General features: G+C 72.5%; 21 protein-coding genes. 11 read left to right on the top strand and 10 right to left on the bottom strand.

What is annotated here, in order from left to right; all coding sequences use genetic code 11:
- The first annotated feature begins 60 nt into the window (after positions 1-60).
- On the top strand, positions 61-585 hold the full coding sequence (locus PUR56_RS20000; RefSeq protein ID WP_329949933.1) for a GNAT family N-acetyltransferase: 525 nt from the start codon (positions 61-63) through the stop codon (positions 583-585).
- Between the two features lie 158 nt (positions 586-743).
- Here PUR56_RS20000 and PUR56_RS19995 read toward each other — a convergent pair whose 3' ends face one another.
- The 4 genes from PUR56_RS19995 to PUR56_RS19980 all read right to left on the bottom strand — a co-directional run bounded on the left by PUR56_RS19995 (position 744) and on the right by PUR56_RS19980 (position 5218).
- Complete coding sequence (locus PUR56_RS19995; RefSeq protein WP_329949932.1) at positions 744-1787, bottom strand: hypothetical protein; 1044 nt, start codon at positions 1785-1787, stop codon at positions 744-746.
- 783 nt (positions 1788-2570) lie between these two features.
- Positions 2571-2822 (bottom strand): hypothetical protein, encoded by a 252-nt coding sequence (locus PUR56_RS19990; protein ID WP_329875889.1) that lies wholly within the window; start codon positions 2820-2822, stop codon positions 2571-2573.
- Positions 2823-2932: 110 nt separating this feature from the next.
- Entirely contained in the window at positions 2933-3334 is a 402-nt protein-coding gene (locus tag PUR56_RS19985) for a hypothetical protein (protein WP_329875887.1), read from the bottom strand.
- Between the two features lie 348 nt (positions 3335-3682).
- A complete protein-coding gene (locus tag PUR56_RS19980; RefSeq protein ID WP_329949931.1) occupies positions 3683-5218 on the bottom strand; it encodes a trypsin-like serine protease in 1536 nt (511 codons plus the stop codon).
- A 373-nt stretch (positions 5219-5591) separates the two neighbouring features.
- On the opposite strand from PUR56_RS19980, the gene PUR56_RS19975 reads away from it, so the two are divergent.
- The 6 genes from PUR56_RS19975 (at position 5592) to PUR56_RS19950 (ending at position 15187) form a co-directional block, all read left to right on the top strand.
- Positions 5592-9188 carry a hypothetical protein gene (locus PUR56_RS19975; protein WP_329949930.1) on the top strand — a complete coding sequence of 1199 codons (3597 nt, stop codon included), beginning with the start codon at positions 5592-5594 and terminating at the stop codon, positions 9186-9188.
- Positions 9189-9306: 118 nt separating this feature from the next.
- Positions 9307-9918 (top strand): hypothetical protein, encoded by a 612-nt coding sequence (locus PUR56_RS19970; protein ID WP_329875881.1) that lies wholly within the window; start codon positions 9307-9309, stop codon positions 9916-9918.
- Positions 9919-10063: 145 nt separating this feature from the next.
- A complete protein-coding gene (locus tag PUR56_RS19965) occupies positions 10064-10684 on the top strand; it encodes an L-threonylcarbamoyladenylate synthase (protein WP_329949929.1) in 621 nt (206 codons plus the stop codon).
- Between the two features lie 283 nt (positions 10685-10967).
- Positions 10968-12794, top strand: coding sequence for an alkyl/aryl-sulfatase (locus tag PUR56_RS19960; protein WP_329949928.1), 1827 nt, complete (start codon positions 10968-10970; stop codon positions 12792-12794).
- 46 nt (positions 12795-12840) lie between these two features.
- Entirely contained in the window at positions 12841-14544 is a 1704-nt protein-coding gene (locus PUR56_RS19955) for a SulP family inorganic anion transporter (protein ID WP_329949927.1), read from the top strand.
- Positions 14545-14740: 196 nt separating this feature from the next.
- Positions 14741-15187 carry a hypothetical protein gene (locus tag PUR56_RS19950; protein WP_329875873.1) on the top strand — a complete coding sequence of 149 codons (447 nt, stop codon included), beginning with the start codon at positions 14741-14743 and terminating at the stop codon, positions 15185-15187.
- A 111-nt stretch (positions 15188-15298) separates the two neighbouring features.
- Here the strand turns inward: PUR56_RS19950 and PUR56_RS19945 are convergent, their stop codons facing one another.
- The 4 genes from PUR56_RS19945 to PUR56_RS19930 form a co-directional block, all read right to left on the bottom strand.
- Positions 15299-15619, bottom strand: a complete 321-nt coding sequence (locus tag PUR56_RS19945) for a hypothetical protein (protein WP_329949926.1) — start codon at positions 15617-15619, stop codon at positions 15299-15301.
- 277 nt (positions 15620-15896) lie between these two features.
- Positions 15897-16595 carry a hypothetical protein gene (locus PUR56_RS19940; RefSeq protein WP_329949925.1) on the bottom strand — a complete coding sequence of 233 codons (699 nt, stop codon included), beginning with the start codon at positions 16593-16595 and terminating at the stop codon, positions 15897-15899.
- Positions 16596-16834: 239 nt separating this feature from the next.
- Positions 16835-17512 carry a hypothetical protein gene (locus PUR56_RS19935; RefSeq protein WP_329949924.1) on the bottom strand — a complete coding sequence of 226 codons (678 nt, stop codon included), beginning with the start codon at positions 17510-17512 and terminating at the stop codon, positions 16835-16837.
- Between the two features lie 39 nt (positions 17513-17551).
- Positions 17552-18094 (bottom strand): hypothetical protein, encoded by a 543-nt coding sequence (locus PUR56_RS19930; RefSeq protein WP_329949923.1) that lies wholly within the window; start codon positions 18092-18094, stop codon positions 17552-17554.
- Positions 18095-18377: 283 nt separating this feature from the next.
- On the opposite strand from PUR56_RS19930, the gene PUR56_RS19925 reads away from it, so the two are divergent.
- Together PUR56_RS19925 and PUR56_RS19920 are read left to right on the top strand one after the other, a co-directional pair.
- Positions 18378-19058 (top strand): phosphotransferase family protein, encoded by a 681-nt coding sequence (locus tag PUR56_RS19925; protein ID WP_329949922.1) that lies wholly within the window; start codon positions 18378-18380, stop codon positions 19056-19058.
- Positions 19059-19276: 218 nt separating this feature from the next.
- Complete coding sequence (locus PUR56_RS19920; RefSeq protein WP_329949921.1) at positions 19277-19546, top strand: hypothetical protein; 270 nt, start codon at positions 19277-19279, stop codon at positions 19544-19546.
- A gap of 313 nt (positions 19547-19859) precedes the next feature.
- Here PUR56_RS19920 and PUR56_RS19915 read toward each other — a convergent pair whose 3' ends face one another.
- Positions 19860-20900, bottom strand: coding sequence for a C40 family peptidase (locus PUR56_RS19915; RefSeq protein WP_329949920.1), 1041 nt, complete (start codon positions 20898-20900; stop codon positions 19860-19862).
- A 465-nt stretch (positions 20901-21365) separates the two neighbouring features.
- Entirely contained in the window at positions 21366-23186 is a 1821-nt protein-coding gene (locus PUR56_RS19910; RefSeq protein WP_329949919.1) for a glycosyl hydrolase family 18 protein, read from the bottom strand.
- A gap of 361 nt (positions 23187-23547) precedes the next feature.
- On the opposite strand from PUR56_RS19910, the gene PUR56_RS19905 reads away from it, so the two are divergent.
- Positions 23548-23982 carry a hypothetical protein gene (locus PUR56_RS19905; RefSeq protein ID WP_329875854.1) on the top strand — a complete coding sequence of 145 codons (435 nt, stop codon included), beginning with the start codon at positions 23548-23550 and terminating at the stop codon, positions 23980-23982.
- 1059 nt (positions 23983-25041) lie between these two features.
- Entirely contained in the window at positions 25042-25647 is a 606-nt protein-coding gene (locus PUR56_RS19900) for an SGNH/GDSL hydrolase family protein (protein ID WP_329875852.1), read from the top strand.
- The last annotated feature ends 536 nt before the right edge of the window (positions 25648-26183 follow it).

Raw genomic sequence — 26183 nt, 5'->3', positions numbered from 1 at the left:
CACCGATCTCCTCCCCCCGGCCGGTACCACGGCCGGGCCCGGGAACGTACCCTGCCCGGCATGACCACTGAGATTCGTCTTCGGCCCGCAACGAGGGAAGACCTTCCCGTCCTGGACCTACTGAACAACTCCGGTCCGGAAACGGCCTCGGCCTTCGGGTGGTTCGGATGGAACGATCCGGCGCGTCTGACGCGCCGCTGGGAGGAGAACGGGCTGCTCACGCCCGACTCCGGGAACCTCGTGGTGGCCGAGGGCGACGAGGTGCTCGGTCACGTCTCCTGGCACCGCTCCCAGCAGGGCCCGCTCAACCACAGCTGGAACATCGGCGCCGGGATCCTGCCCGAGGCCCGCGGACGCGGCGTCGGGACGACGGCCCAACGACTGCTCGTCCGGTACCTCTTCGCCCACACCCAGGTGAACCGGATCGACGCCAGCACCGATGTGACGAACGCCGCCGAACAACGTGCGCTGGAGAAGGCGGGTTTCACCCGTGAGGGCATCCTGCGAGGCGCCCACTTCCGGAACGGGAGCTTCCACGACATGGCCCACTACAGCATCCTGCGGCACGAGGTGGCCCTCGACTGACTCTCCGACGCTCCGCCCGTGAGGCGCTGCGCCGGCGGCGACGGCCCGGCGCGGCCGTGACCTCCCGACCGCGCGGGAGGTCACGACAGAACGGCACTGACGTCTTCCCCGACGGTTCGCCCACGGGTGCTTCACCGGGGCGGAGCCGACCGCCCCGGTCAGGCGGGCGGGCCGGACCAGATCACGTTCTTGCGCTGCGACCCGAGGCCGTGGTCGATCCCGACGGAGAACGGGTCGGCCGCGCCGGCCGGCAGCGCGTACGCGGACACGCCGGTGGCCTGCTCGCCGGGCGCGAGGGAGCCGGGGAGGATCTTCATCCGTGCGCTCCCGTCGATCAGGGTGAAGACGGGACCGCCGTAGGCGTCCCTGACGGAGGGCAGCCCCGCCCCTTCGAGCGAGACGCCCTGGGACCCGGTGTTGACGACGGTGATCGTCACCTGGACGATCTTGGCGTTCTTGGGGGCCTCGAAGACGGTCGTGCTGGGGACGTAGCGCTCCGGCGCGGCCATGGTGACCTTCAGCCCGTCCGGGTACGTGTAGGACTGGCCGAACGACAGACGCCTGGCCCTCTCGTCCGCAGCCGCCTTCTCCCGCTCGGCCGCGATCCGCTGCCGCTCCGCCTCGATCCGCTGCTTCTCGGCCTCGGCCCGTTCCTTCTCCTGCGCCGCCCTCGTCTCGGCGGCCTCGATCGCGGCTTCGGCCCGGACCCGCGCGGCCTCCTCCTCCGCCTTCCGCTCCTGGTTGACCGCCCAGAGCTGTGTCACGACGAACACGCCGGCACCCGTCGAGACCAGCAGACCGGTGATGCCCAGGATCACGCCCGCGAGCGCCGCCGCACGGTTGGTCGCGAGGCCCTTGCGCACCTGCCCCAGGCCGACGGCCCCGAGGATCACGGCGAGCAGGGCCGGCAGCCAGGACAGCCAGAAGAGGATCACGGCCAGGCTCAGCGTGGAACCGACGATCCCGAGCACCATGGCCGCGGTCCCCAGAGAGTTGCGGGGCGGCGGCACCGGCATCGGGTACGGGGCCCAGGGCGGCGGACCCGCCGCCGCGAACGCCGGGGCCCCACCGCGGTCGGTGACGTCGCCCCGGTCCGGACCCGGCGGAGTCCACGGATCGTCGCCGGTCGTGTCCTCGACGGGCCGCGGGCCGGTCGTGTCCTCCACGGGCGGCGGGCTGTCGGGCGGGGCGGGAACGGTCATGCGAAATCCTTCACGCATGGGGAGACGAGGAGCGCCTGTCGGCTCCGGGGCCGAAGCCCGGCCCGATCCGGCGACGGCAGCGGCCCGGCGTCCGCACGGCCGTCACCCGGGCAGGCAGAACCGCACGTCAGAGGCCGTCGTGGGACACCGGGAGCACCGGCGGGTGATCAACATACAGGGTCCCGGGAAACAGCCCGCCACCGGCGGCCCGACCGGACCCGGGGCACCGGCCGCCGCCGTCCCCTGTCCGCGTACGGCACCGCCCCGACGGGGGCGGCCCGCGCGGTGGCCGCCGCCGCGTCCGTCATGCCGAACCCTGCCCGACGACGCGTTCCGGCGCTACCGTCGACGCGGGCCGAGGAGCGCGGGGACGAGCAGCGGGCACCCGCGCGGCATGCGGTCGATCACGGCACGGACAGCGTGGGCGACGACGACCGGGGAGAACCGATGGCTTCGTGGGACGCGTGCTTGGAGACGTTCGACGAGGTGTACGGCGCGCTGCCGCGGTCCGTGCGAGCGACCTGCCCGGGGTGCGGGAGCGCGGCCGGGAGCCTGCACCTGCTGGACCTGACCTCCGACCCGGCGAAGGAGGCAGCGGCTCCTTCTGGTGCGGCGACTGCCGCTACGGGATCGCGCTCCGCCGCTGCCAGATCCCCCGGGGCGCGCAGGTGGTGGGGTACGACACGCCGGAGGCGGAGCTGCCGGGGTCACTGCCGTCGGTACGGCTCGTCCCTCCGGCCTGACCCGGCCGGGCTCCGGCCTCCGGTGCGTGCCGCACGGCGGTCAGCCGAACAGGCCGGTGAGCCTGCGCCACACGGAGGCCGGCAGGACGTCGGGGCTGCCCGCCCGCCCGGCCTCGGCGGCCCGGGCCGTCGCGGGCACCGGCGCCGGATCGGTCGACGGCCCGCCCGCAGGTGCGGCGGCGGGCGCTCCGCAGGGCCGGGCGGCGGACGGCGGAGCGGGAACGGGTTCGTGGACGCGAACGGCCTCGGCACGCACCAGCGCGCCCATCGCGGCATAGACATCGAACGGCATGACGGATCTCCTGCGGTGTGCGGAGTCGGACGGTGGTCGCGGCAGGCCGGGGCCGGTGCGATCGGCGGCGACACCGCCCACGCGTCCCGGCACCTCCCGGCCGGGCACCGTCAGCAGCGCAGGACCACCTCGCGGACGGGCCCGACGCCTTCACCGGTCCTGGGCCGGGCCGCCCCCGCGTCGGGTCGCCGCTCCGCTCCGTCACCGTGGGCCGCCACCGTCCCGGTCCGGACGGCCCGGTGGACGACGACGCCCGCCGACACACCCACCCGGTCACGGCGTCGCTCGCAGGGCTCGGAGCAGTTCTCCGGATCGGGCGCGCCGGGCGGCGTCGAAGGGCCACCCTCACCTGCGGGCCGTTCCTGGCCGGCTGCGCAGTGGCCGCTCGCCACGCGCTCCGGGAAGCCGCTGTCGGCTCCCCCGCCGAGCAGCGCGAGCGCGAGTGCGACACCCATCAGCACCACGACCGCGAACCGGGCCGTGGAATGGCCGAGCCGGGTCGTACGCCCCATGGGTCATCCTCCAGGAATCCGCTCCCAGCCAACTCCGGACGGGCCTTGGACCACCCTCCGAAGCGCACCCGCCTCACCCATCAGGGGAGCCGATTCACCCTGACGGCGTACGTCGAGGACGTCTGCCGGTCACTCTCCGTAAAAGCACTCCCGCTTCAGGCCATGCGTGCCTTCTCGTCGCCGGCGCGGAGCCCGGCGCCTGAGCACGACCCGGACCGGGTGCCGGCCGCCCGTTCGTGACCGCGGCTCCGCACCGCCGGCGCATCGCGCGCGGGCCCGGCAGCGGGAGCGCTGCCGGGCCCGGCCGGGGTGGCGTGCTTCAGCGGCGGCCACCCGGGTCCTGCGGGGTCACAGCCTCCAGACCTGATCGTTGTAGGACGGCACGCAGTCGTACACGCGGGCGGGGTCGGAGCTGTCCTGCCAGGCGAAGAAGACGAGGCAGCGGTTGTTGTGGGTGTTGCGGATCTGGTAACCCTGGTCGACCTTGTCGAGCTGCCAGACCTGGTCGGCGAACTGAGCGTCGCAGAACGTCTGAAGAGCGGCCGCTCCGTTGTCGGGCGTCTGCCACGGGACGTAGAGGCAGCGGTTGCTGTAGGTGTTGCGGACCTGGTAGCCCTGCGCGACCTTCTCCACCCGCCAGAGCTGGTCGGTGTACTGGGGGTCGCAGAAGCTCTGGCGAGCGTTCGCGCCGTCGCCCGGCGTCTGCCACGGGACGTAGAGGCAGTTGCCGTTGTGGACGTTCTTGATGGAGGCGGTGCGCCAGCGCACGCTCCGCACCCAGTCGGCGAGGACGTCGGCGCGGGTGCCGTGGGCGCCGGTGCGGGTCTCGGTGGCCGGGACGCCGAGGCAGCCGCCCTGCCAGGAGCGGCTGGTGACGGCGACGAGCTCGCCCTGGCCCCCCGTCTCGCGGATCACGGGCGCGCCGGTGTCCCCGAGGCAGACGGTGGCGTCGGCGGGCGCGGTGGCGGCGAGGTCGATGCCGGCCGCCTCGACGGCGCCCACGCCGAAGGTGGCGGTGTGGGGCGCGGTGGGGGCCCACACGGTCCTGGTGCGCCCGTAGCCGGCGACCTTCAGTCCCTCGCCCGGGACCGGCGCCGCGGTGGCGACCGCGAGCGGGACGACGGCGGTGGCGGGCGAGGCCAGACGGGCCATCACGAGGTCCCGGTCGGCGTGCGGGACCAGCTCGGTCACCTCCGAGGTGTGCCCGCCCGCCCCGTTCAGGTCACCGCGGCCGACGATCGCCGTGGTCCTCTTCTGCGGCGCACCCGCCGGCACCGCGAGCGACTGCGCCGGGTTCTCGGCGAAGCAGCTCGCGGTCGTCAGCACCCAGTACGGGTCGACCAGCGTCCCGGTGCAGGTGCGGTTGCCGACGCCCAGCTTGGCCAGGTACGGCCGGTCCGAGGCGCCGGTGCCCGGCGACGCGGGGCCGGTGGCGGTGATCTCCAGCAGGGTGTGGGCGCGCCCCTGGGGGTCCGCCGCCTCCCCGACCGCGGTCCACAGGTGCCGGTCGACCGTGAAGGAGGTACCGGCACCGTCGACGGACATGGCGACGCTCACGTCGCGCACGCCGTCGCTCTGGATGCCGTGGACCCGCGGGACCTCCAGGCTCAGGTACCCGGTCGCCCCCGTCATGCGGAAGCAGAGGTCGTCCCGGCCGCGTGCCATGATCCGCAGCAGGCCGCCCCCCGGCGCACAGGGCGCCAGCACGATGTTGCCGTTGCCGGCTTTCAACCGCACGCCCCTCTCGGCGAGGATCCGGTCCGCGTCCGGATACGAACCGTCCTCGACGACGAACGGCGCGGCGGCGGTGGGCGTCGCGCCGGCCGGTGTGGTGCCGAAGGCCCCGTAGAGCAGCGACATCCCGATCGCCGCGCCGGCTGCCACTATTCGAGAAGAAACCCTCATTTCGGGCTCCTCACCCCCATATCCCTCTGGCTTGAATTCGACTTCCCCGTCATCGGCACGGCGACCGGCGGCGGCCCGGGCGGTGCCGCGCGGATGCGCCGGCACCACGTCCCGGCCGCCGACCTGCCGGGATGACGGGTCATTGATATCACCTCGGCCGCTGAACGAACGCCGACTGTCCGCAATGTGATGGATAGTAAATTATGAGTCGGATGCGTCCATTGTTCTGACAAATTCGACGGAAACCCGCCGCGCGTCGAACGCGTCATGAAATCATTCACCCCGGGGGGAAGTCGTTCACCCCAATCGGTTTCGTGACGAACTGACTGATTTCGAGGGGATCGAGGGGATTATGCAACAGCAGATACCGCGGGGGCGTCGGAAGGAGTCCCCGCACGCCGGACCGGCGCGCCGCCTTCTGGCGGGCATCGCCGTGCTCGCCCTCGCGGCGGGATCGCTGTCCGCCGCCGCCACCGCGGCGGCGGACACGCCCGCATCACCCGCCCCCGGCCCTCGGGCCCAGGCGGTCGCCGAGTGGAAGTCGGGCGGAAAGGCGGTCCGGGCCGCCGCCGGACAGGCGCTCACCGGATCGGACGGCGAGATCGCCGCGTTCCTGGAGACCGGGCGCGCGATCGCGGCCGAGGAGGACGACCGGCTCGCCGTCCTCCACCTGCTCAACGTCAGCGGCCCCGGCGTCCGGGAGGCCGCGCAGGCGGCGCTCGCCGGCACGCCGCAGCAGCTGCGTGCCTTCCTGACGACCGGCTGGACGGCGCCGTTCACGGAGGACCGCAAGGTCGCCATCCTGCGGGCCATGAACACCGGCGGGACCGCCGTGAAGGAGGCCGGCCAGCTGACGCTCGACGACGGCTCCCCGGAGGCGGCGGCCCGGTTCTTCGCCACCGACCTGCAGAAGGCGCAGGAGGAGGACGACCGGGTCCGCGTCCTGCGGCTGCTGAACGTCGGCGGCCCCCAGCTGAGGAAAGCCGCCAGCGCCGCCCTGGACGCCGGCCCCGCAGAGGTCCGGGAGTTCCTGCGCGAGGGCCAGAACGCCGCCCGCGCCCAGGACCAGGAGGCCATGACGGTCGGACAGCTCGTCGAGGCGGCCCGCCAGGCGGGCGCCGAGGCCGCCAAGGAGACCGCGTCGGCCAAGGAGGCCTCGGGCCGCGCCGTGGACTCCGCACGCCTCGCCAAGGAGGCGGCCCAGCGGGCCGCCGCCGAAACCGCCGCCGCCCAGGGATCGGCCCAGAAGGCGACGGCGGCCGCGAGCCGGGCCGCGGACGCCGCCGAGAGCGCGGCCACCGCCGCACGCACCGCGATCACCGCAGCCAACGCGGCCAGCAGTGCGGCCCGCACCGCGGCCTCCGCGGCCTCCGCCGCCGCAGCCGCCTCGGCCGCGGCGGGCCGGGCCGCCGCCCGTGCCTACCAGGCCGCGTCCGCCGCGGCCCAGGACCAGAACCAGGCCGCCGCCGCCCGCGCGGCCGCGCAGACCGCCCGCGACGCCGCCGTCGGCGCCGGCAACGCGGCCCAGTCCGTCTTCCAGGCCATCGGCGCCCTCAACGAGGCCCTGACCGCCGTCGGCGAAGCACTCGACGCCGGCTCCCACGCTGCCGCCGCCGCCACCGCCGCCACCGCCGCCGGCGGCAACAGCGCGGTCGCCCAGGCCCAGGCGAACCGCGCGAACGCCGCCGCCGCCAAGGCCCGGCGCCTGTCCGCCACCGCAACCGCGGCCTCCAACACCGCCAAGGCGATGGCCGGCCGGGCCCTGACCGCCGCCCAGCAGGCCCGCACCGCCGCCAACGAGTCCGCCGCGCACGCCAACGCCGCCGCCCGGGCCGCCCAGGACGCGGCCGACCACGCCGGCCAGGCGGGCAACTGGGCCAACCTCGCCACCGAGCACGCCAACGCCGCCGTCCAGGCCGCCGAGAAGGCCACCACCGCCGCGAACCAGGCCGACCAGGTCGAACAGACGGCCCGCCAGGCCGAGACCGTCGCCCTGGAGAGCGACCGCGACCTGTCCGTCCAGTACGCGGAGGAACAGAAGCAGCAGTACATCGAGCAGCAGTCCGCGCAGGCCACCGAGCGCGCCGAGTCACTGCGCCAGGACGAGGAGACCAAGCAGCTCCTCGCCGAGGCCACCGCCCCCGCGGCCCCCACCGAGACCGTCCTCGTCAAGGGCCGCAAGGCAGCCCTGCGTCTGCTGGAGACCGGCTCGCCGTGGACCGAGCGTGCCGCCGAGGCGGCCCTGGCCGGCACCGAGACCGACGTCCGGCAGTGGCTCGCCGGCGGTCGGAGCACCGCGGCCGCCCAGGACGACTACACCAAGATCGCCGCCCTCGCGGCGAGCGGCACCCCCGCGCTCAAGACGGCAGCCCTCGCCGCGCTGGACACCGGCCCCGGCGAGCAGGCGGCCTTCCTGGAGACCGGCCGGCACACCGTCCTGACCGACGACTACCGCGTCCAGATCCTCGCCCTGATGAACAGCGGCGGAAAGGCCGTCAAGGAAGCCGGATCGGCCGCCCTGGACGCCAACTCCACCGAGGCGTTCCGCGTCTTCCTCGCCACCGGCCAGCACCTGGCCCGCGAGGAGGACGACAAGGTCGAGGCGCTCAGGCTTTCGGCCACCGCCGGACCGCGCGTCAAGGCCGCGGCCCAGGTCGCCCTCGCCGGCCCCGCCCCTCTCCTGCGCGACTTCGTCGCCGAGGTCCAGCACAAGGCCGCCACCCGCGACCAGGACGACGCCGTCCACGTCGCCGGCATCCGGCGCCTGGTCGCCGAGGGCAAGGCCCTCGCCGCCACCGCCACCCAGAACGCGGCCCAGGCCGCCGAGGCCGCCGCCACCGCCAGGGGCGCCGCCGCCGAGGCCACCGGCTACGCGGCCCAGGCCGCCGCCTCCGCGCACACCGCACAGCAGGCGGCCGACCAGGCCTCCGACGCGGCCAGGTCCGCCGACGCCTCCGCGCGCCAGGCCGCCGAATCGGCCACCCGGGCCAGGAACGCGGCCGCGTCGGCGAACAGCTCGGCCGCCCAGGCGACCCGGTCCGCCCACCGCGCCGCGAACTCCGCCGCCACCGCTGCGGCCTCCGCCCGCGCCGCCTACGAGTCGTCGTCGCGCGCGTACGCCTCCGCCGTGGCCGCGGGCAAGAGCGCCGGCGAGGCCCTGACCCTGGCCGGCGAGGCATTCGGCCACGCCATCACGCTCGCCCAGCAGGAGGCCAAGGCCAACGCCACCGCGCCCACCTCACCGGGCACCCCCGGCGACCCGGGCACCGGCCCGGGCGACGAGTTCGAGCCGGCGCACCCGGAAGAGCCGATGGACCTCGAAGGCGGGCTGTCCGCCGCCGACGCCGCCACCCTGGCCCTCGACATCATCGGCATCTTCGACCCCACACCGATCAGTGACGGCGCCTCGGGCCTCCTCAGCCTCTTCCGCGGCGACCTCGCGGGTGCCGGCCTGTCCGCGGTCGCGATCATCCCGTTCGCCGGCGACCTCTCCAAGCCGGCCAAGATCGCGAAGCTCCTGGGGAAGAACAGCCACATCGCGAAGCGGGCCACCGACCTGGAATGGGTGAAGTGGGCCGCGCAGAGCCTCAAACACGTCTCACCCGCCAAGCTCGGCGACGGCGTGGCCACGCTCAACACACTCGCCCGCGACGCCAAGAAGGGATACACCGCGAATTCCCGGTCCGCCGCCATCAGGCACAACCTGCCCACCGACCTCGAAGGGCCCGTGCCCTTCGTTCCGCCGAAGGGCTGGATGGGAAAGCCCGAAAGGGGCGGCGGCTTCAGGGACGCCTACGGAAATCTCTGGAAGAAGGCGGACGACGGGAAGGACGAATGGGATGTCCAGGTGAAGAAGGGAACGAAGTTCTCCATCTTCTCCAGCGGTAAGAACCAGGGCAAGGATTTCGAACACGCCAACATCTCCCCGGACGGCTACGTCACGCACTGAGACGAAACCCGCCCGCCGCCACCGGCCCCGGCACCCCCGCCGGGCCGGTGGCGGCACCGACCGACACCAGTAGAATCCGCGCACGATTCGACCACCGACTCGGGAAAGCGACCGAACGATGCCCCTGGCCCCTCACCGCCTCGTCTGGATGAACCTGCGGCTGGAGGCCCCCGCCGAGGAAGGCCCGCGGCTGACCCGCGCCGTCGCCGACGCGCTCGCCCCCCTCGGCCGCGTCACCGTCACCTCGCGCGGACCCCACTGGCGCACCCCCTCCCTGCTCCTCCTCGACGTGGAACTCACCCCCTCCGCCTCCACCACGCACTGCCTCCTCGCCCTGGGACTGCGCCCGGACGAGCACGGCGACTGGCCCCGCTGGGAACGTACGGCGCGCGGGGACGTCTTCCTCCACCCTGCGGTCCGCGGCGCGGAGGTCGGTGAGGAGGAGGCCGCCACCGCGCCCCCCTTCGCCAACGGCGACGTCGTGACCATCCTCGACGGCCCCACCGCCCGAGAGCAGGCGCTGGTAGGCGCCCGGGGCGTCGTCCACAACTCCTTCTACGCCACCGACCAGCCCGACCCGCTGCTGCGCCACTGGTACCACCAGGTGATGCCGGCCGGCCGCGAGCAGCTCGAACCCTTCCGGAGCGCCGAACTGCGCGCCACCGGCCACCGGGTGGCCGTCGACGAGGAACCCGCCGCGGAGCACGTCGCCACCGCGGGCAGCGTCTGAGTACCGCCCGCCCCGCGAGGTGCCCCCCACCCCTGACCGCTACGACCCTGACCGGCTCGCGCGGACGGCGCGCCGGGCTGGCCCCGGCCCCGCCCCACCGCGGGCCGGTCCCACGACGGCCGGGCGGATCCCGTAGGGTCGGCCAATGGCGAAGTACTTCGACGTTCACCCGCAGACCCCCCAGGCCCGCACCATCAACACCGTGGCCGGCAGCCTCCGCTCCGGAGCCCTCATCGCGTACCCGACCGACTCCTGTTTCGCCCTCGGCTGCCGCATGGGCAACCACGAGGGCCTCGACCGGATCCGGTCGATCAGGCGCCTCGACGACCGCCACCACTTCACCCTGATGTGCGAGAACTTCGCCCAGCTGGGGCAGTTCGTCCACATCGACAACGACGTCTTCCGTGCCATCAAGGCCGCGACACCGGGCAGCTACACCTTCATCCTCCCCGCCACCAAGGAGGTCCCGCGCCGTCTGATGCACCCGAAGAAGAAGACCGTCGGCGTCCGGATCCCCGACCACACCGTCACGCGGGCCCTGCTCGCCACGCTCGGCGAGCCCCTCGTGTCCAGCACCCTGCTCCTGCCCGGCGAGGACGAGCCGATGACCCAGGGGTGGGAGATCAAGGAACGGCTCGACCACGTGCTGGACGCCGTCGTCGATTCCGGGGACTGCGGCACGACCCCGACCACGGTCGTCGACTTCTCCGACGGCGGAGCGGAGATCGTCCGCCGCGGAGCCGGCGACCCCGCACGCTTCGAGTAGCCGCACGAGGACGCATCCGCCGGTGGCCGCCACCGACCCGCACCCGGTTCGAGCGGCGTCGCCGGACGGGGCGCCGGGCCTTGCGCACGCTCGTGGCGAGAGGGGGCCGAGGGCAGTGTCGGTGGCGCGTCTCTCGGCCTTCACCCGGAAGGTCCAACAGGACTCGGGGTCCTGTCCGTGATCGTCCTAGGGTGGGCCGGGTACGCCGCCGTTCCGCCGCCGGGTGCGCCCGGTGCGGGCCGCGGATCGGGGTTCCCGGCTCGGCTTCGGATCGGAGCGACGCATGACCTCCTCACTGCCCTTCGGTGACAGGACGGATTTCGAGAACGCGGAGCGCGGACTGATCGCTTCGCTGGTGCCCGCCGTGGTGAAGGCCGAGGACGGGCGGGTGATCTGGGACAACGACGCCTACGACTTCCTGCGGGGCGAATGCCCGCCCACCGCGAACCCGAGCCTGTGGCGCCAGGCGCAGCTGTGTGCGAAGCAGGGCCTGTTCGAGGTGACCGAGGGCATCTACCAGGTGCGGGGTCTGGACCTGTCGAACATGACGCTGGTGGAGGGCGAGCGCGGGGTGATCGTGATCGACCCGCTGATCTCCGCGCAGACCGCTGCGGCGGCGCTCGCGCTGTACCGCGAGCACCGGGGTCGGCGGCCGGTGACGGGCCTGGTCTACACGCATTCGCACGGCGACCACTTCGGCGGTTCGCGCGGTGTGCTGCCGGCCGGTACGGAGGAGGGGGTGCCGGTGATCGCCCCGGTGGGCTTCCTCGAACACGCGGTGAGCGAGAACGTCTACGCGGGCAACGCCATGACCCGGCGGGCGATGTTCATGTACGGGGACCGGCTGCCCAAGGGCCCCGAGGGACAGATCAGTGCCGGGCTGGGCATGACCACCTCGACCGGCACGGTCACGCTGATCCCGCCGACGCTCGACATCACCCACACCGGGCAGGAGGAGACGGTCGACGGGGTGCGGATCGTCTTCCAGCTGACCCCCGGCACCGAGGCCCCGGCCGAGATGAACTTCCTGTTCCCCGACAGGCGGGCCCTGTGCCTGGCGGAGAACGCCACGCACAACATGCACAACATCCTGACCCTGCGCGGCGCAGTGGTCCGGGACGCCCGGATCTGGGCCCGCTACCTGGACGAGGCGATCGACTTCTTCGACGGACGGTACGACGTGGCGTTCGCCTCGCACCACTGGCCCACCTGGGGTCACGGCAACGTCGTGACGTTCCTGTCGGCGCAGCGCGACCTGTACGCCTACCTGCACGACCAGACCCTGCGGCTGCTGAACGACGGGCTGACCGGGCCGGAGATCGCCGAGCAGCTGGAGCTGCCGCCGGCGCTGGAGACCTCCTGGCACGCGCGGGGCTACTACGGCTCGCTCTCGCACAACGTCAAGGCCGTCTACCAGCGGTACCTGGGCTGGTTCGACGGCAACCCGGCGCACCTGTGGGAGCACCCGCCGGTGGAGCAGGCCCGCCGGTACGTGGACGCGCTCGGCGGGCGGGACCAGGCACTGGCGAAGGCCCGGGCCTTCACCCAGGACGGGGACCTGCGTTTCGCCGCCACCCTCCTCAACCACCTGGTCTTCGCCGACGCCTCCGACACCGCGGCCAAGGACGCGCTCGCCGGCGTCTACGACCGGCTCGGTCACGGCGCGGAGAACGGCCCCTGGCGCAACTTCTTCCTCACCGCGGCCCTGGAACTGCGCCAGGGACCGGGCACCATCCTGCTGGACTCCACCAACCCCGAGATGGCGATGGCCCTGACCGTCGACATGCTCCTCGACTCGATCGCGGTCCGCGTCGACGGCCCCCGGGCCTGGCAGGAGAACCTGACGATCGACCTGGCCCTCGTCGACGAGCGCCGGCGCCACCGTCTGACCCTCAGCAACGGCGCCCTGACCCACCGCACCGTTCCCCCGAGCGGCGCGGCCAGGACAGCCGCCGACCTCACCCTGACCCTGACCAAGCCCCAGCTGCTGGGCCTGCTGGCCGGCGGCGGTTCGGAGAAGATCGACCACGAGGGCGACCTCGGCGCCCTCGATCGCCTCTTCTCCCTGGTCACACCGGTCGACAAGTCCTTCCCGGTCGTCACTCCCTGACCGTCCGACACCGCGACCACGGCCCCGCATGCCACCGAAGCCGCGCATGACCCGAACCGCACCCTCCAGGCTCCGCCGCCCCCACCTGGGCAGGCCGCGGCCCGCCGATGTCTCCGCCGGTCTGGTCACCGGCCTGTTCAGCATCCCCGAAGGCATGGCCTACGCGGCGATCGCCGGGTTCAACCCGGTCGCCGGACTCTTCTCCGGTGTCGTGCCCGCCGTCGTCGGCTCGATCACCGCCCGCACCGTACTGATGGTCACCACCCTCACCAGCGCCATCTCACTCACGGCGCAGAGCGTCCTGGCCGACGCCGGCCTCGATGCCGGCAGCAGCGGAAACATCGCGATGCTCGCCGTGATGACCGGCCTCGTCATGCTGCTCATGGGCGTCCTGCGGCTCGGAGTGGTGCTCTCGTTCGTCTCCAACGCGGTGATGACCGGCTTCTCCGTCGGCATCGCCGTGCAGATCATCACCGGTGTCCTGAAGGACGCCACCGGCTACAAGCCGCAGGGCCACAACAAGCTCGTGCAGCTGGGCGACTGGGTGGTGCACGTCGGTTCCTGGGAGCTCGCTGCCACCCTGACCGCGACCGCCACCGTCGGCGTCTGGGCCCTGGCCCACGCCGTGAAGCGGCTGAGAACGGTCGCGCTGCTGATCGCCATGGTGGTCGTCAGCAGCGCGGTCGCCGCGCTGGGCACCGGTGTGGAGCTGGTCGAGGGCATCGCCGACATCCCCTCGGCCCTGCCCCACTTCACCGCCCCCGACTGGTCGGCGTTCCCGCACCTGCTCGGCGGCGCCGTCTCCATCGCCCTGGTCGCCCTCGCGCAAGCGGCCGGTATCGCCCCGACCGTCCCCAACCCGGACGGCTCCCGTTCCTCCGTCAACGGCGACTTCGCCGCCCAGGGTGCGGCCAACGTCGCCGGGGCCCTGTTCCAGTCCCTGCCGGTCGGCGGCTCCCTGTCGCGCACCGGTGTCGCCGTCTCCGCCGGCGCCCGCACCCGCTGGACCGGGATCTTCTCCGGCCTGTGGCTCGCCGCGATCGTCCTCACCCTCGCGCCCCTGGCCGAGCGCATCCCGATGCCCGTCATCGGCGGCCTGATCATCGTCGTCGGCACCGAACTCATCGCCGGCAAGATCCCCGACATCCGCCTCGTCCTGAAGACCTCTCCCCTGTCGACCGCCGCGATGGCCCTCACCTTCCTCGCCACCACTGAGCTCCCGCTCCAGCAGGCCGTCATTCTGGGCGCCGTCGTCTCCCTCCTGCTCTACTGTGCCCAGGCCGCCCGCCAGTCCCGGCTCCTCGCCCTCGAACCCGCGGGCGACGGCCGTTGGAGGACCGCGCCCCCGCCCGACCGGCTGACCCCCGGGCAGGTCACCGTCCTCGACTACAACGGCGTCAGCCTCTTCGCCGAACTCCCCCGCATGGACCGGAGCTGGCCCGCGCCCGCCGAGGGCGCCGTCCTCGTCCTCGTCGTCCGCACCCTCCCCGACGTACCGTCGTCCGCCATGATCAAGCTCCTGCGCCGCAAGGCGGACGAACTCCACCACGCGGGCGGACACCTGATCCTCGCCGGCGTCCAGCCCCCGCTCGCCAGGATCGTCGCCGACACCGGTCTGGCCGAGCACCTCGGGCCCGGCGCCGTCGTCCCCGCCACCGGCACTCTCTTCGGCCCGCTCGAAACCGCCCTCCGCGACGCCGACGCCTGGATCGCCGCCCACCGCAACTCCCCGGCGCCGCCTTCGCCCTGACGCGGGCGCGTACTCGTCCGGAGCAGCACCGCCGGCCACGGCCGAGTCCCGGACCGGCCTGCGCCTTCAGGTGCCCGGGCTCGGCGGGCCGGCACCTCGTGTCGGTCCGTACACGTCCCGTCCTTCGCGGGTTGAATCGTCCCATTCATCGATCTGCGGTGCCGTGCGGCACCACACGAACGAGGGGAGACCGCCCATGGCACCCGTACCGAGCGGCACCTACGGCATCGACAAGCCCAACGAGCAGCTGCTCAGCCTGCCGGGAGTCAAGGAGCACGTGCTGCTCCTCCCTCCCCACGGAGGCAAGGTGGAGGCGCAGTCGTGGGAGGTGGAGGAACTCGACAACGGCAACGTCCTGCTCCGCAACCAGCGGCACCGCTCCTACGCGGGCTACTACGGCGATCCGGAGGAGAACTCCGAGGTGGTCGGCTCGTCCGAGCCCCGGGAGTGGGAGCTCCGCCCGGCCGGAGATCCGGACGCCTCCCGGTTCCACGTGGTCGTCCCAGGCGGTCCGGTCGGAGGGACCGAGCTGGCGCTCGATCTCAGCGTGCTGGACATCGCTCCGCAGCGGATCGCCCTGCGACCGCTGGACGTCCGCGACGAGCAGCAGGCCTGGGGCTTCCTGATCCACCTTCCCGGTTAGGGTCCGGCCGTCCGCGGTCGCGCGTCCGGCGGCGTCCGGCAGACGGCGCTCATCGGTGCGGGGGCTGCCGCCGCACGGTGGTGTGGCGGCAGCCCCCCGTTAACACGGCGTCTACTCCGGTTGCGTCACCGTCGCGGCCCACCGGATCGTGTCACCGGACGCGTCGACGCCCACGTAGAAAGATCCCAGCACGACCCCCGGAGCCATGGTCGCCGACCCCACCCCGGCGGTTCCGACCGGGCAGTCCACGGTGAGCGAAGCCGTCTGCACCCCCTGCGACTCCATCGTCACCTGCACGCTGCCGCCGCCCTCGCAGGCCACCGTGAGGACGGTCGGCAGGGTGCTCCACGCTCCGCCCGACACGAAACCGCCGTCCCCCACCTGGTCCGGCACCCACACCAGGCCGTCCGGCCCGGGGTGCGGGAGCAGCACGTCATCGGCAGCGGCCGCAGGGCCCGCACCCGTCACCGCACACGCCGCCAGTACCGCCAGAACCGTGAGAACCCTCGCACGCCTCACAACCGCCCCCTTCGCACCCGTCATGACGTCCCCAGTGTGACGCCGCACGAGCGGCGGGCGCCTGAGTATCCGTACTCAGTCGAGGCCGAAGCAGGAGCCGACGGGCGCCCGCGCGCGAACCGCCCGTCCACACGCTCGCCGCCGACGTGCCCGCGGTTCCGGAGGTGCGTCCGGGCCGGGCCGGGCGCGATCAGGCCGGTCGGCTGTCCGCCTCCGAGGCGTCCGGTTCCGCGGGAGCCGTCCCGCCCGGTTCGACGAACAGGGCCAGGTATCGGAACTCCCCCGCCGCCCCGGGCCGGACCGAGTACGGCTGCCAGCGCAGGGGGTACGTTCCGCGCAGGACGCGGGTGTTGGGCGGGTAGTCACCCCCGCCCCACAGCAGTTCCCCGGTCAGTTCGCCGCCCTCGTGCAACCGGAACGCGTGGTCGCGCGGCAGCTTCGCCAACGGCTTCGGCTCCCGCCACAAGGCCGAGTTGTTGGTGACCATCAGCGCCAGACCGTTCTGGTCCGCCCGGTCGCAGAACCGTTCCAGCCGTGCCACGTCGAACACGAAGTCGCGCCTGGCCAGATCAGGGGCACCGTGCGCCTTCAGGGCGTACTGCTCGCCCGAAGGTCCGGCACCCACCGCTCCGCTCCAGGCGCTCTTGACGTACTTGAACTCCACCGCGGTCCGACCCTCCGCGGTGGCACAGAGCAGGTCGAGGTGCTCGGCACCGTCCGAGGTGGTCTGCCGCACCTCCAGGCGGCACCGCACCTCGCGGTCGAGCTCCCAGAGCGTCCGGGCGAACGCGTGCTGCAGGTCGGCCTCCGAGTGGAACACCGGCCGTGCCCGGGCCAGCTCCGCCATCACCGCCGGCCATGGCAACCGGCCGGCGACAAGATCATCCATGCCCAAGGTCATCCCTCCTCGTCCAAGGACCCTATCGGGATGCGGACTTGGCGCGCCGGCCGGTCGTCGGTGTTCGGCGGGCCGGTGATCCTGAGCCCTTCCAGGAGCACGATGACGTCGCCGTGCCGGCCGCGGGAGCGGGCCAGGACGACCCGGCGACGGCCACGGCTGACGAGACAGACGGCAGCGGGGCCCGCCGGACATCGGCCGGAGCCGATGTCCGGGAGGAGCCGCCCCCGTTACCGCCCGGTGGCGGGCCCGGCCGTGGACCGAGCGGTCAGGGTGACGGGCAGCCCGGCCTCGATGCGGCGCAGGAGGCGCCCGCCGTGGACGCCGGGAGCGTCGAAGCAGCGCAGGTCGTCGGGGTCGTCGTCGGCGCCGGTGCGCAGGACCTCGGGAACGAGCACCGTTTCAGGAGCGACCGTCGGTCGGCCGGGAGCGGGAGCGAGGTAGTCGGGTGCGAGGACGGGCCCGTGCAGGGCGCCGCCGATGAGATCCGGGGCGAACTCGGAGGACAGGACGGTGGCGTGGGCGTGGAGGTCGCCGTGGATCATCACCAGTTTGTCGGTCATGTTACCGACGAACGCCTCGACGTGGACGCTCCCCCGGACGAGCAGTTTGGCGTCGCCCTCCAGGTAGACGGCGGTGGCCCTGAGGTCGCCGAGGACGATCAGGGCAGGGCAGCCGTCGTCGAGGTTGAGGATCGCGCCGGCGACGTCGAGGTTCCCGTCGACGATGTAGCCGGTGCCGTCCGGCTCGACGGCGTCGAGGTCGAGGTGGCCGTCGATGGCGAGGTCACCCGCGTGGACGTCGTAGTCCTCCTCGTACAGGTTCTCGTAGGTGCTGACGGGCAGGCTCCGCTGCTCGAAGAGAGCGACGGCGCCGTCCCAACTGTGCGGCGTGGCGACGATGTTCATGGGCGGAACTGTGCCACGCGCCACTGTCAGGCGAGCGGACTACCGGGCCCCCGCCCTCGGCTCGCCCGGACGGCCGCTGACCGGGTCCACGGTGAACACCGTGGTCTCCTTCTCCGCGAACACGGTGATCTCGTCCGCCCCGGACCACTTGGCACTCTTGAAGAAGCCGCGTCCGCCGGCCTCCTCCCACACGCCCAGATCCCAGTGGCGGGCTGACCACCCGCTGCCGGTCAGCAGCTCCACGCGGTAGACCGGGTCGATCGAGAAGGCGATGTCGGTCGCGGTCAGCACGTGGTCCGGGTGGTTCGGATCGGCCTTCCGGTCGACTGCCCGACCGTCCTCGCCCATCGCGAACGACAGGAGGGCGATCGGCAGCCCGACGAAGCCGAGAGCCACCAGGACAGCTGCGAAGCCGATCTGCGACCACCTGGAGCGGAACTCGAACTCGACCACCACCGAGACCACGATCAGCAGGACCGCTGCCCCGATCAGCAGCACCGGGCGGTTGAACCAGCGCTCGACCTCCACCAGCCCGCCCGAGCGCGAGGCCTGACAGCCCGGCAGGTACGCCAGGAGAGTCACCAACGCCAGTCCTCTGAGCCACCATGCAATCCGCCTGCGACGTATCGCTGCCATACGCTCCCCCCGGTGATCGTCCTCGCGGACTGTACTACGGGGCGCGGCCATGCGTTCGGTCGCGACGGCGCCGTCGAACGTCGCCGGTCCCGGCACACCACGAGACCCGACATCTGATCGGACGGGCCACCCCTTCCCTCCTCGTCCTCCTTCGCCTCACCTCGTCCGCAGACGCCGACCTCTCGGGCCCGGTGCAGAACCACGCGGCGTCGTGATCGATGATCTGTGGATGCGTCCGTTGAAGCACGGCTACACCAACCGCACCGTCGGCGACGGATCGGTGGTGGAGAAGACCTATGAAGGTCCCGATGCCGGGCTCCGGCGCGCGCGGGAGCACACGCTGCTGACCCGGCTGGAGGGAAAGCTGCCGGTCCCTCCGGTACATGGCCTGGACAACGGGATCCTCTCCCTCGGGTTCGTCGCCGGCACCCCGGGCCAGGAACTGATGGAGGCCGGTAGCGCGGCTCCGGTCCTGGAGGCTTGCGGGGCACTGCTGCGCCGCATCCACGAGATCGCGCCGAGCATCCTTGGGGCGAAGACCCACGATGTCGGCCAGGTGCTCGTGCACGGGGACTTCGGGCCCAACAACCTGCTCCTGGCACCCGTGACCCCGGCTGCGTTCCGGGTCACTGCCGTGGTCGACTGGGAGTTCGCCCACCTCGGCGACGCGGTCGAGGACCTGGCCTGGTGCGAGTGGATCGTACGGATGCACCACGCCGAGCACCGCCAGGAGCTCGGCCACTTCTTCGACGCCTACGGCGGGCCTGTGCCCGCTTGGCCGGTGCGCCAGGCCGCCATGCTGGCCAGGTGCGCCGACCTGGAGCGGTTCTGCGACCGCTGGGAGTCGAACGGCCCGGGTGTGAGGCAGTGGCGGGAACGCGCCGCCGCGACAGCGGGCTGGCGGGAGTAGCCCGCGTGTCGGCCGGTCGGAGGAGCGGCGGTCGTGACCGCCTGCAAGCCGCCGGGGTCGGGGGCCGAGGCCGGGGAAACGCTACTGCCATGACCGCTGCCCCGCACAGGACCGCCGGGTCAATTCGGTCGAGACGGCTTCAGCAGTCCGAGTAGCCTCGCCCTGTGGTGGATCAAGAGCAGTACGTCCGGTATCGGGAAGACTCGAAGGTGCTGGCAGTGATCGGGGAGCATGTCGACGCCCAGGTCGGCCGTGTCACCGTGCGACTGCCCAGGGCTGTGGCCGAGGCCGCGGTGGATGCCTGGGAGCGTGACGAGTTGGGTGACCTCGGCGAGGAGACCCACGAGCAGTACGCGCTGCGGGACCAGGCCGGCGATCTGGCACTGATCGGCCTGGTGATCTCGGAGCGCGGCCGCTGGGAGGGTGAGGAGGTCGTGATCGACCTGGATGTCGCCTCCGCGGGGGCAGCAGTGCGGGCGTCGCAGTAGTCACGCCGCACCGGCCCTCGTTCCGGATGCCCGGTGTGCCTGACAGGCTGCGCCCCTTGCGGGACTCGGACACCGCCGATGACGGGCGAGCGCCGCCGGACGGCATTCGGGCGCCGTGGACGGGGATGCGCTCGGCCTTCCGTTCTCTACACGGTGTGCTCGCGAATGACTTCGCCGAGCTGCCGGGGAAGGCCGGGAGAGAACAGTGTGCGTCCCATACCGGGAATCGGCCGGAATCGGGAGTGAGGGACTTCCTCGGCGAGGGCGCGGCCATGGCGTGAAGACGGGTGACTGCCCGCTGCCTGACGAGACGCTACGGCCGGGGCGGTGAAGGCTCCGGCCGCACCACTCCGACGACCGGCATCCGTTGCAGAGCGGTGAGCCGGACCACCGTGCCGGGCCGGGGCGCGTGGACCACCAACCCGTCACCCACATACAGGCCGACGTGGGTCGCCTCCTCGAAATAGACCACCAGATCACCCGGGCGCAGCGGAGCGCCACTCGGAACGCGCGGGAGCTTCGCCCACTGCTCCTGACTGGTCCGGGGCACGGTGACACCGGCCGCCTCCCACGCCTTCGAGGTCAGGCCGGAGCAGTCGAACTCCGTCGGCCCGGTCGCGCCCCAGACGTAGGGGCTGCCCATGCGGCTCAGCGCGTAGGCGACGGCGCGTTGGGCGACCGGGTCGGTCCGGCCGTCGGCCAGCGTCGAGTTCCGGTACGTCCCCGGCTGCCAGACCCCGTCGCCGAACCGGTCCGCGAGATCCGCGCGCATCCTCTCCTGCCGCTGCACCAGACCACCCTGGTCCGCCTCGACCCGGTGGACCTCCTCGGCGCCCGCCGACTCGGCAGCACGGGCGAGCTCCGCCTGCTGCGCCCGGGCCCGGCGCACCTCCTCGGCATCGTGGTAGCGGTCGGCGAGGGCGTCGTCGCTGAGCCGCTCGCCCCGCCATCGTTCAAGGCTCTGTTCGGGTGTGGAGCTGAGGAAGGCGGCCAGCTGGACCATCCCGTGGTTCAGGTACTGGGCCTGGGCCAACCCGCTGAGCAGGTCTCCCAGCACCTCCTGGCGGACCCGCCCGGCGTCCGCTGACGCCACGGCGGCGGCGGCGTCCTGACGGAGGTGTACGGCCCTGTCCCGCACGACCGACAGTCGGGCCTCGCCCTCCACGATCGCCAACGCGGTGTCCGTCCACTCCCGAACGGCCTCCGCCGTCGGGGCCGGGCCGGGTTCGGCCACCGCGGCCGGCTCTCCGTCCGGTCCGAGCGGCCCGGTCGGCGGCGCGAGCCCTTCGTCCGGCAGCGCGGCGCCGGCGGACGGCGACGGCGCGGGCGACGGCACGGGGACGGGAACGGGCATCGGTTGGGCTCGCGCCGTGCCCGCACCGAGGACGGCCGACGAGCAGAGAACGGCTGCGGCGATCAGGCCCACCGAGCCACGACGGCATGTCCCGAGGAATGAGGAGGTCACCAGTCCCAAGGAGGCAGAGCACGGACGGCCCCGGACCGAGTGACACCCGCTTGTCACTTCATCGGGCGATATCAGCTGGGCCGGATGGCGAGGCCACCGTGATCGTGACGTCACTGCCCCGTGAGCCGTCCAGGCCGGGTAGGCCGACGGTTTCACCGTGTCCGGGGCGGGTGCACCGGCGCGACGCATCCTCCCGGACCTTCGCCGCCGCCTCGCGGCCGCCCTGGAACAACCGCACCTTCTCGACGGCTGCGGGCACCGACACAGCACGGCGGCCCGCCGGCGGATGGCCGGCGGGCCGCTTCGTACAGTGCTGCGGTGCTGTGGTGCTGTGGTCGAACGGTGGTGCAGGTGTTACTGGAGACCGCTGTGGATCGCGTTCACCAGCTCGCCGTTGGCGGTGTCACCGCTGAACTCCCAGAAGAAGGCGCCGCGCAGGTTCTGGGCCTTGGTCCACGCCATCTTCGAGGCGATGGTCGCCGGGGTGTCGTAGCTCCACCAGTTGGTGCCGCAGTGGGCGTAGGCGGTGCCGGCCACCGTGCCGGTGACGGGGCAGGTGTTCTTGAGGACCTTGTAGTCCTCGATGCCGGTCTCGTACGTACCGGCCGCCGCACCGGTGGCGGTACCACCCGGGGCGGACTGGGTCACGCCGGTCCAGCCACGGCCGTAGAAGCCGATGCCGAGCAGCAGCTTGTCGGCCGGCACGCCGATCGACTTGTACTTGGCGATGGCCTCGGCCGAGGTGAAGCCGGCCTTCGGGATGCCGTTGTACGTGGTGAGCGGGGAGTGCGGGGCCGTCGGGCCCTTCGCCGCCCAGGCACCGAAGAAGTCGTACGTCATGACGTTGATCCAGTCGAGGTACGGCGCACCGGCGGCGTAGTCGGCCTTGTCGATGTTGCCGCCCGGGGAGGCGTCGGCGGAGACGGCCACGGTGACCAGGTCACGGCCGAACTCGGTGCGCATCGCCTGGGTCATCTTCTTGAACGAGTCGGCGCCGCTGGTGTCGCAGGTCAGACCGCAGGCGTTCGGGTACTCCCAGTCGAGGTCGATGCCGTCGAAGACGTCGGCCCAGCGGGGGTCCTCGACCAGGTCGTGGCAGGACTTGGCGAACGCGGCCGGGTTCTGCATCGCCTGGCCGAAGCCGCCGGACCAGGTCCAGCCGCCGAAGGACCAGATCACCTTGATGTGCGGGTAGAGGCGCTTGAGCTCGCGCAGCTGGTTGAAGTTGCCGCGCAGCGGCTGGTCCCAGGTGTCCGCCACGCCGTCGACCGACAGGTCGGCGGTGTAGGCGCGCTCGTAGTCGGCGTAGGCGTCGCCGATGGTGCACTTGCCGTTCTGGACGTTGCCGAAGGCGTAGTTGATGTGGGTAATCTTCGCGGCGGAGCCGGAGGTCACCAGGTTCTTCACGTGGTAGTTGCGACCGTAGACGCCCCAGTTGGTGAAGTACCCGAGCTTGACCTTGTCGCCGACGACGACGTCGCCGCCGGTGGTGCGCACGCTGCCGGGGGCGCTGGCGGGGCCGGTCAGGTCCGCGGTGTCGCGGGCGACAACGGTGTAGTCGTAGCTGGTGCCCGCGGTGAGGTTGCTGTCGCTGTAGCTGAGGCCGGTCACCGTGGCGACCTTGGTGCCGTTGCGCAGGACGTCGTAGTTCTTGATACCGGTGTCGTCGGTGGCGGCGGTCCAGGACACCTTCAGCGAGGTGTCGGTGACGTCGGAGCCGACCGGGGTGCCGGGCGCGGAGGGCGCCTGGTTGCCGCCGGGCAGGTCGGTGCCGTCACAGGAGGCGCCGTTGAGCTTGCAGCCGCTGGGCACGCCCGGGCCGGCGCCGTTGAAGCCGAAGGTCACGGAGGCACCGGGGGTGAGGGTGCCGTTCCAGCCCTTGTCCTTGGCGGTCCAGTGCGTGCCGGAGCTGGTGACCGTGGCGTCCCAGGCCGAGGCGACGCTCGTACCGGTCGGGAAGTCCCACTCGATGGTCCAGGACGTGAGCGTGGTCGTGCCGGTGTTCTTGACCGTCCACTTACCGTCGAACCCCGAGCCCCAGTCGGAGCCCTTGGCGAAGGTGGCGGTGGCGGCGGTGGCGGCCTGGGCGGGGGTGGACAGGCCTACGACGGCGACCAGCGGAAGGGCGAGCGCGGTCAGACCGGCTGCAGCGACTCTCAACTTCTTTTTCGACATGGCGAAGCGAGTACTCAAGAGAGGGGCTCCTCGACGTGGGGGCGGACAGGGGTGGGGGAGTCCGTGGTCGCACGCTGCGCGACGTCCTTCGCAGGGTGCTCCGGCGAGACTAGAAAGGTCCAGACCAAGCCGTCAAGAGGTCCAGACCATTTTTCCTTTACCTGACCTTTGCCGACAAGGACATCCCCCTGGGCCTCCTGACGGTCCGTCCGAAGACGAAGCGGACGACAACGGACGAAATCCACCCGACTTCGCGCCACCCCGGCGCCGGCAGGGCCGTCCGTGGACATCGCGCTCCGCCAGGGTTGACATGCAAGGGCTGCGGGCAACCTTGTGGCGTCATCACCGCAAACTCCCACCAATGGAGACAAACGCCGTGTTGCGCCGAACTGCACTCACCCTCTTCACCGTGGCGAGCCTGGCCACGTCCGCCGCACTGACCGCACCGGCCGTCGCGGCACCTCCGGCCACGGCCGCCGCCTACCCCACCACCCCGGTCCACGTCGCCGACGGCGCCGGCAGCTACATCTCCGGCACCCTCACCTGGTACAACCGATCGGTGGGCTTCACCGGGACGTTGAAGTCCGTCGGCTGCCGCAGGGCGTGGTACAGCGTGTTCGACGGCTACGCCAACCCGCTCGGCCCCAGGAGCAGCAGTACGCACTGCAACACGGTGACCTCGGTGCCCGCCACGCTTCCCGCCGATGTCGTCGGCGGCGGCTCGTACGTCGGGGTCTGCCTCGACGACGCGAACGGCAAACCGGTCACGTCGTGCGGCGTCTACCCCCGTCCGTGACCGCTCGCTTCCCCTGCCCTCCCCCGCAGTCGGCCGATCCACCGGCCCACACCCGACCCGCCCCCGGAGCCCGCCCGGGAGCACACCACGCGGTCCCCGCCCCGGCGCACTGCGGCGGGGGCCATTCCTGCTCACCGGAAGGTCACCGGAGCGGACCGGGCCTGACGCGGGCGAGGCGAGGACCACCACCGCGCAACGGGCCTCGGGCTGCTGGAGGTTGACACGCCGTCGCTCCTTTCCCTTGCGAAGCGGCCAGACCCTCATGGACCGACCGCAATTCGTGCACGTCATATCAGCGATCCCGGCGGGCGAAGGTCACGTGAGTTCGGAGCATCCGGCGAACGAACTGTGCCGCCAAGTCCCTTTCTTCCGGAGGAAAATGAAGGGGTTACTGCCAGCCAGTCGAGAGGGGCCGCGGATCTCGCACCTCGGTGGACGCGGCGATGTCGGCCGAGGACGAACGCCTGGGGGCTGCTTCCGCCACAGGGGTGCTGTTCGAACCGACCGTCCCGGGTGGCGCCCGCGGTGAGGTAGAGGCCGCCGAGGCTGTGGGCGACACGCGTGTGACCGTCTGCGAGCGGTCCGAACCCGGAGCCCCGGCCCGGGGCGTCGGCGCTCGGTCTGCGGACGACCGCGGCACGGTCGGCGAGGCTGCTCCCGCTCACGTCGACCGCGTCGCCGGCACCGCCCCCTCCCCGGGAGCGTGGGGTCCGATTCTCGGCCCGTCGGCCGACGGCGGCAAGGTCCGAATTGCTGATGGGGCCGATAACAGAATCGTATGGGCGGCGCACTGCACCCACCTCACGTCGACCGCAAGGATGTTGTCCTGGTGGGGCCGGTCGGGGTGAAGTGAACGTGGAAGCGCGGGCGTCCGGCCGGCCAGGTCCTGATCTCGAAGCATCGCTGTCGTAGATCGCACAGGGGAGTCTGCGTCGTATGGCGCGCCCGGATGGTCCGGCCGGCCGCCACCACTGCACCGTGGTGCGGCCCGTCGAGGCCGCCGACGCCGCGTGCGTCCGCAACAGCGTCCGGAATCCGAACGAGGCGAGAGGTACACGCATGATCGATCTGTCGGCCGCGCCGATGACCTGGGTGACGGCGGGAGACAGCATCACCCAGGCGAGCACGCACACGCGAGGGGCCCGCGGATGGGTCGAGCACCTCCACGAACGCGTGCGGCGACAGCTGGACCGCCGCACGGACATCGTCGTCAACACCGGCGTGTCCGGCTGGACCTCCGCCGACGTCCTCGGCTCCTACCACCATCTGATCGGCCGGTTCGCCCCCGACATCCTCTCGATCTCCCTGGGCACCAACGACGCGCACGCCGGGGCGGTCGGGCTCGACGCCTTCCACTCCGGCATGCGCGAGATCATCACCCGCACCCCCGGTGCCCAGATCATCCTCCAGACCCCCGTCCCGACCGGCCCCGCCGCCCGGACCACCCACCCGGGCCTGCCCGCCTACTGCCAGGCCGTCCGGGACATCGCCCACGACACCGGCTCGCTCCTGGTCGACCACGAGGCGTACTGGCTGGCCCGCTTCCCCGACGGCGACCCGGGCGAGTGGCTCGACGACCCCATCCACCCCAACGCAGTCGGCCACCTGCACATGGCCAACCACGCGCTGCGCACCCTGGGGCTGGGCGAACTGATCCACCCGTGACGCCGCTCGCGCTCCGCAGTGCGCCCGGACGACCGCGCCGTCGCCGCTCCGCGGGTGGCGGCAGGGTACGGCCGCCGGGCGGGGTCTGCGGAGCCGTCCGCATGGTGGCGCCCCCTGCCACCGATCCCCCGGCTCGGCCCGAGAGAGATCCGGTTGGCCAAGAACACGAAACGGCAACACCCCTGGCGGCCATTTCGTATATCGCATAAGTTTCGGGCAAGGCTCCAGCTTGCTGCTTCGACGTTACGCCGCACCGCTCTGGGGCCGGTCTCTGGGCCGGATCGCCCGGCCTCTCCCTGCCCCCGCACGTTCCGGGACGGCCGGCCCGGCCGCTGCCCGTCGCACAAGGAGACCCACCCATGGCACCACTCCGCCGCAGACTCGCCGCCCTCTCCCTGGCGTCCGCGTTCGCCCTCGCCGCCTCGGCCTGCGCCTCCGGCGGCGGGTCGTCGGAGTCCGCCGGGCCCACCACCGTCACGTTCTGGTCGATGCCCTACTGGATCGGCCAGGACACCAAGGTCAAGGCCCTGGTGGAC

The sequence above is a fragment of the Streptomyces sp. BE303 genome (assembly GCF_036290945.1).
Lineage (GTDB): Bacteria > Actinomycetota > Actinomycetes > Streptomycetales > Streptomycetaceae > Kitasatospora.
Note: the sequence above shows the minus strand (reverse complement) of the source record. Positions and strands in the feature narration are given on the sequence as shown.

Bases quoted from the DNA above. Each gene is read 5' to 3' on its own strand.
- PUR56_RS20000 (WP_329949933.1), top strand. From the start codon at position 61: ATGACCACTGAGATTCGTCTTCGGCCCGCAACGAGGGAAGACCTTCCC.
- PUR56_RS19995 (WP_329949932.1), bottom strand. From the start codon at position 1,787: ATGACCGTTCCCGCCCCGCCCGACAGCCCGCCGCCCGTGGAGGACACG.
- PUR56_RS19990 (WP_329875889.1), bottom strand. From the start codon at position 2,822: ATGCCGTTCGATGTCTATGCCGCGATGGGCGCGCTGGTGCGTGCCGAG.
- PUR56_RS19985 (WP_329875887.1), bottom strand. From the start codon at position 3,334: ATGGGGCGTACGACCCGGCTCGGCCATTCCACGGCCCGGTTCGCGGTC.
- PUR56_RS19975 (WP_329949930.1), top strand. From the start codon at position 5,592: ATGCAACAGCAGATACCGCGGGGGCGTCGGAAGGAGTCCCCGCACGCC.
- PUR56_RS19970 (WP_329875881.1), top strand. From the start codon at position 9,307: ATGCCCCTGGCCCCTCACCGCCTCGTCTGGATGAACCTGCGGCTGGAG.
- PUR56_RS19965 (WP_329949929.1), top strand. From the start codon at position 10,064: ATGGCGAAGTACTTCGACGTTCACCCGCAGACCCCCCAGGCCCGCACC.
- PUR56_RS19960 (WP_329949928.1), top strand. From the start codon at position 10,968: ATGACCTCCTCACTGCCCTTCGGTGACAGGACGGATTTCGAGAACGCG.
- PUR56_RS19955 (WP_329949927.1), top strand. From the start codon at position 12,841: ATGACCCGAACCGCACCCTCCAGGCTCCGCCGCCCCCACCTGGGCAGG.
- PUR56_RS19950 (WP_329875873.1), top strand. From the start codon at position 14,741: ATGGCACCCGTACCGAGCGGCACCTACGGCATCGACAAGCCCAACGAG.
- PUR56_RS19940 (WP_329949925.1), bottom strand. From the start codon at position 16,595: ATGGATGATCTTGTCGCCGGCCGGTTGCCATGGCCGGCGGTGATGGCG.
- PUR56_RS19935 (WP_329949924.1), bottom strand. From the start codon at position 17,512: ATGAACATCGTCGCCACGCCGCACAGTTGGGACGGCGCCGTCGCTCTC.
- PUR56_RS19925 (WP_329949922.1), top strand. From the start codon at position 18,378: ATGCGTCCGTTGAAGCACGGCTACACCAACCGCACCGTCGGCGACGGA.
- PUR56_RS19915 (WP_329949920.1), bottom strand. From the start codon at position 20,900: ATGCCCGTTCCCGTCCCCGTGCCGTCGCCCGCGCCGTCGCCGTCCGCC.
- PUR56_RS19910 (WP_329949919.1), bottom strand. From the start codon at position 23,186: ATGTCGAAAAAGAAGTTGAGAGTCGCTGCAGCCGGTCTGACCGCGCTC.
- PUR56_RS19905 (WP_329875854.1), top strand. From the start codon at position 23,548: ATGGAGACAAACGCCGTGTTGCGCCGAACTGCACTCACCCTCTTCACC.
- PUR56_RS19900 (WP_329875852.1), top strand. From the start codon at position 25,042: ATGATCGATCTGTCGGCCGCGCCGATGACCTGGGTGACGGCGGGAGAC.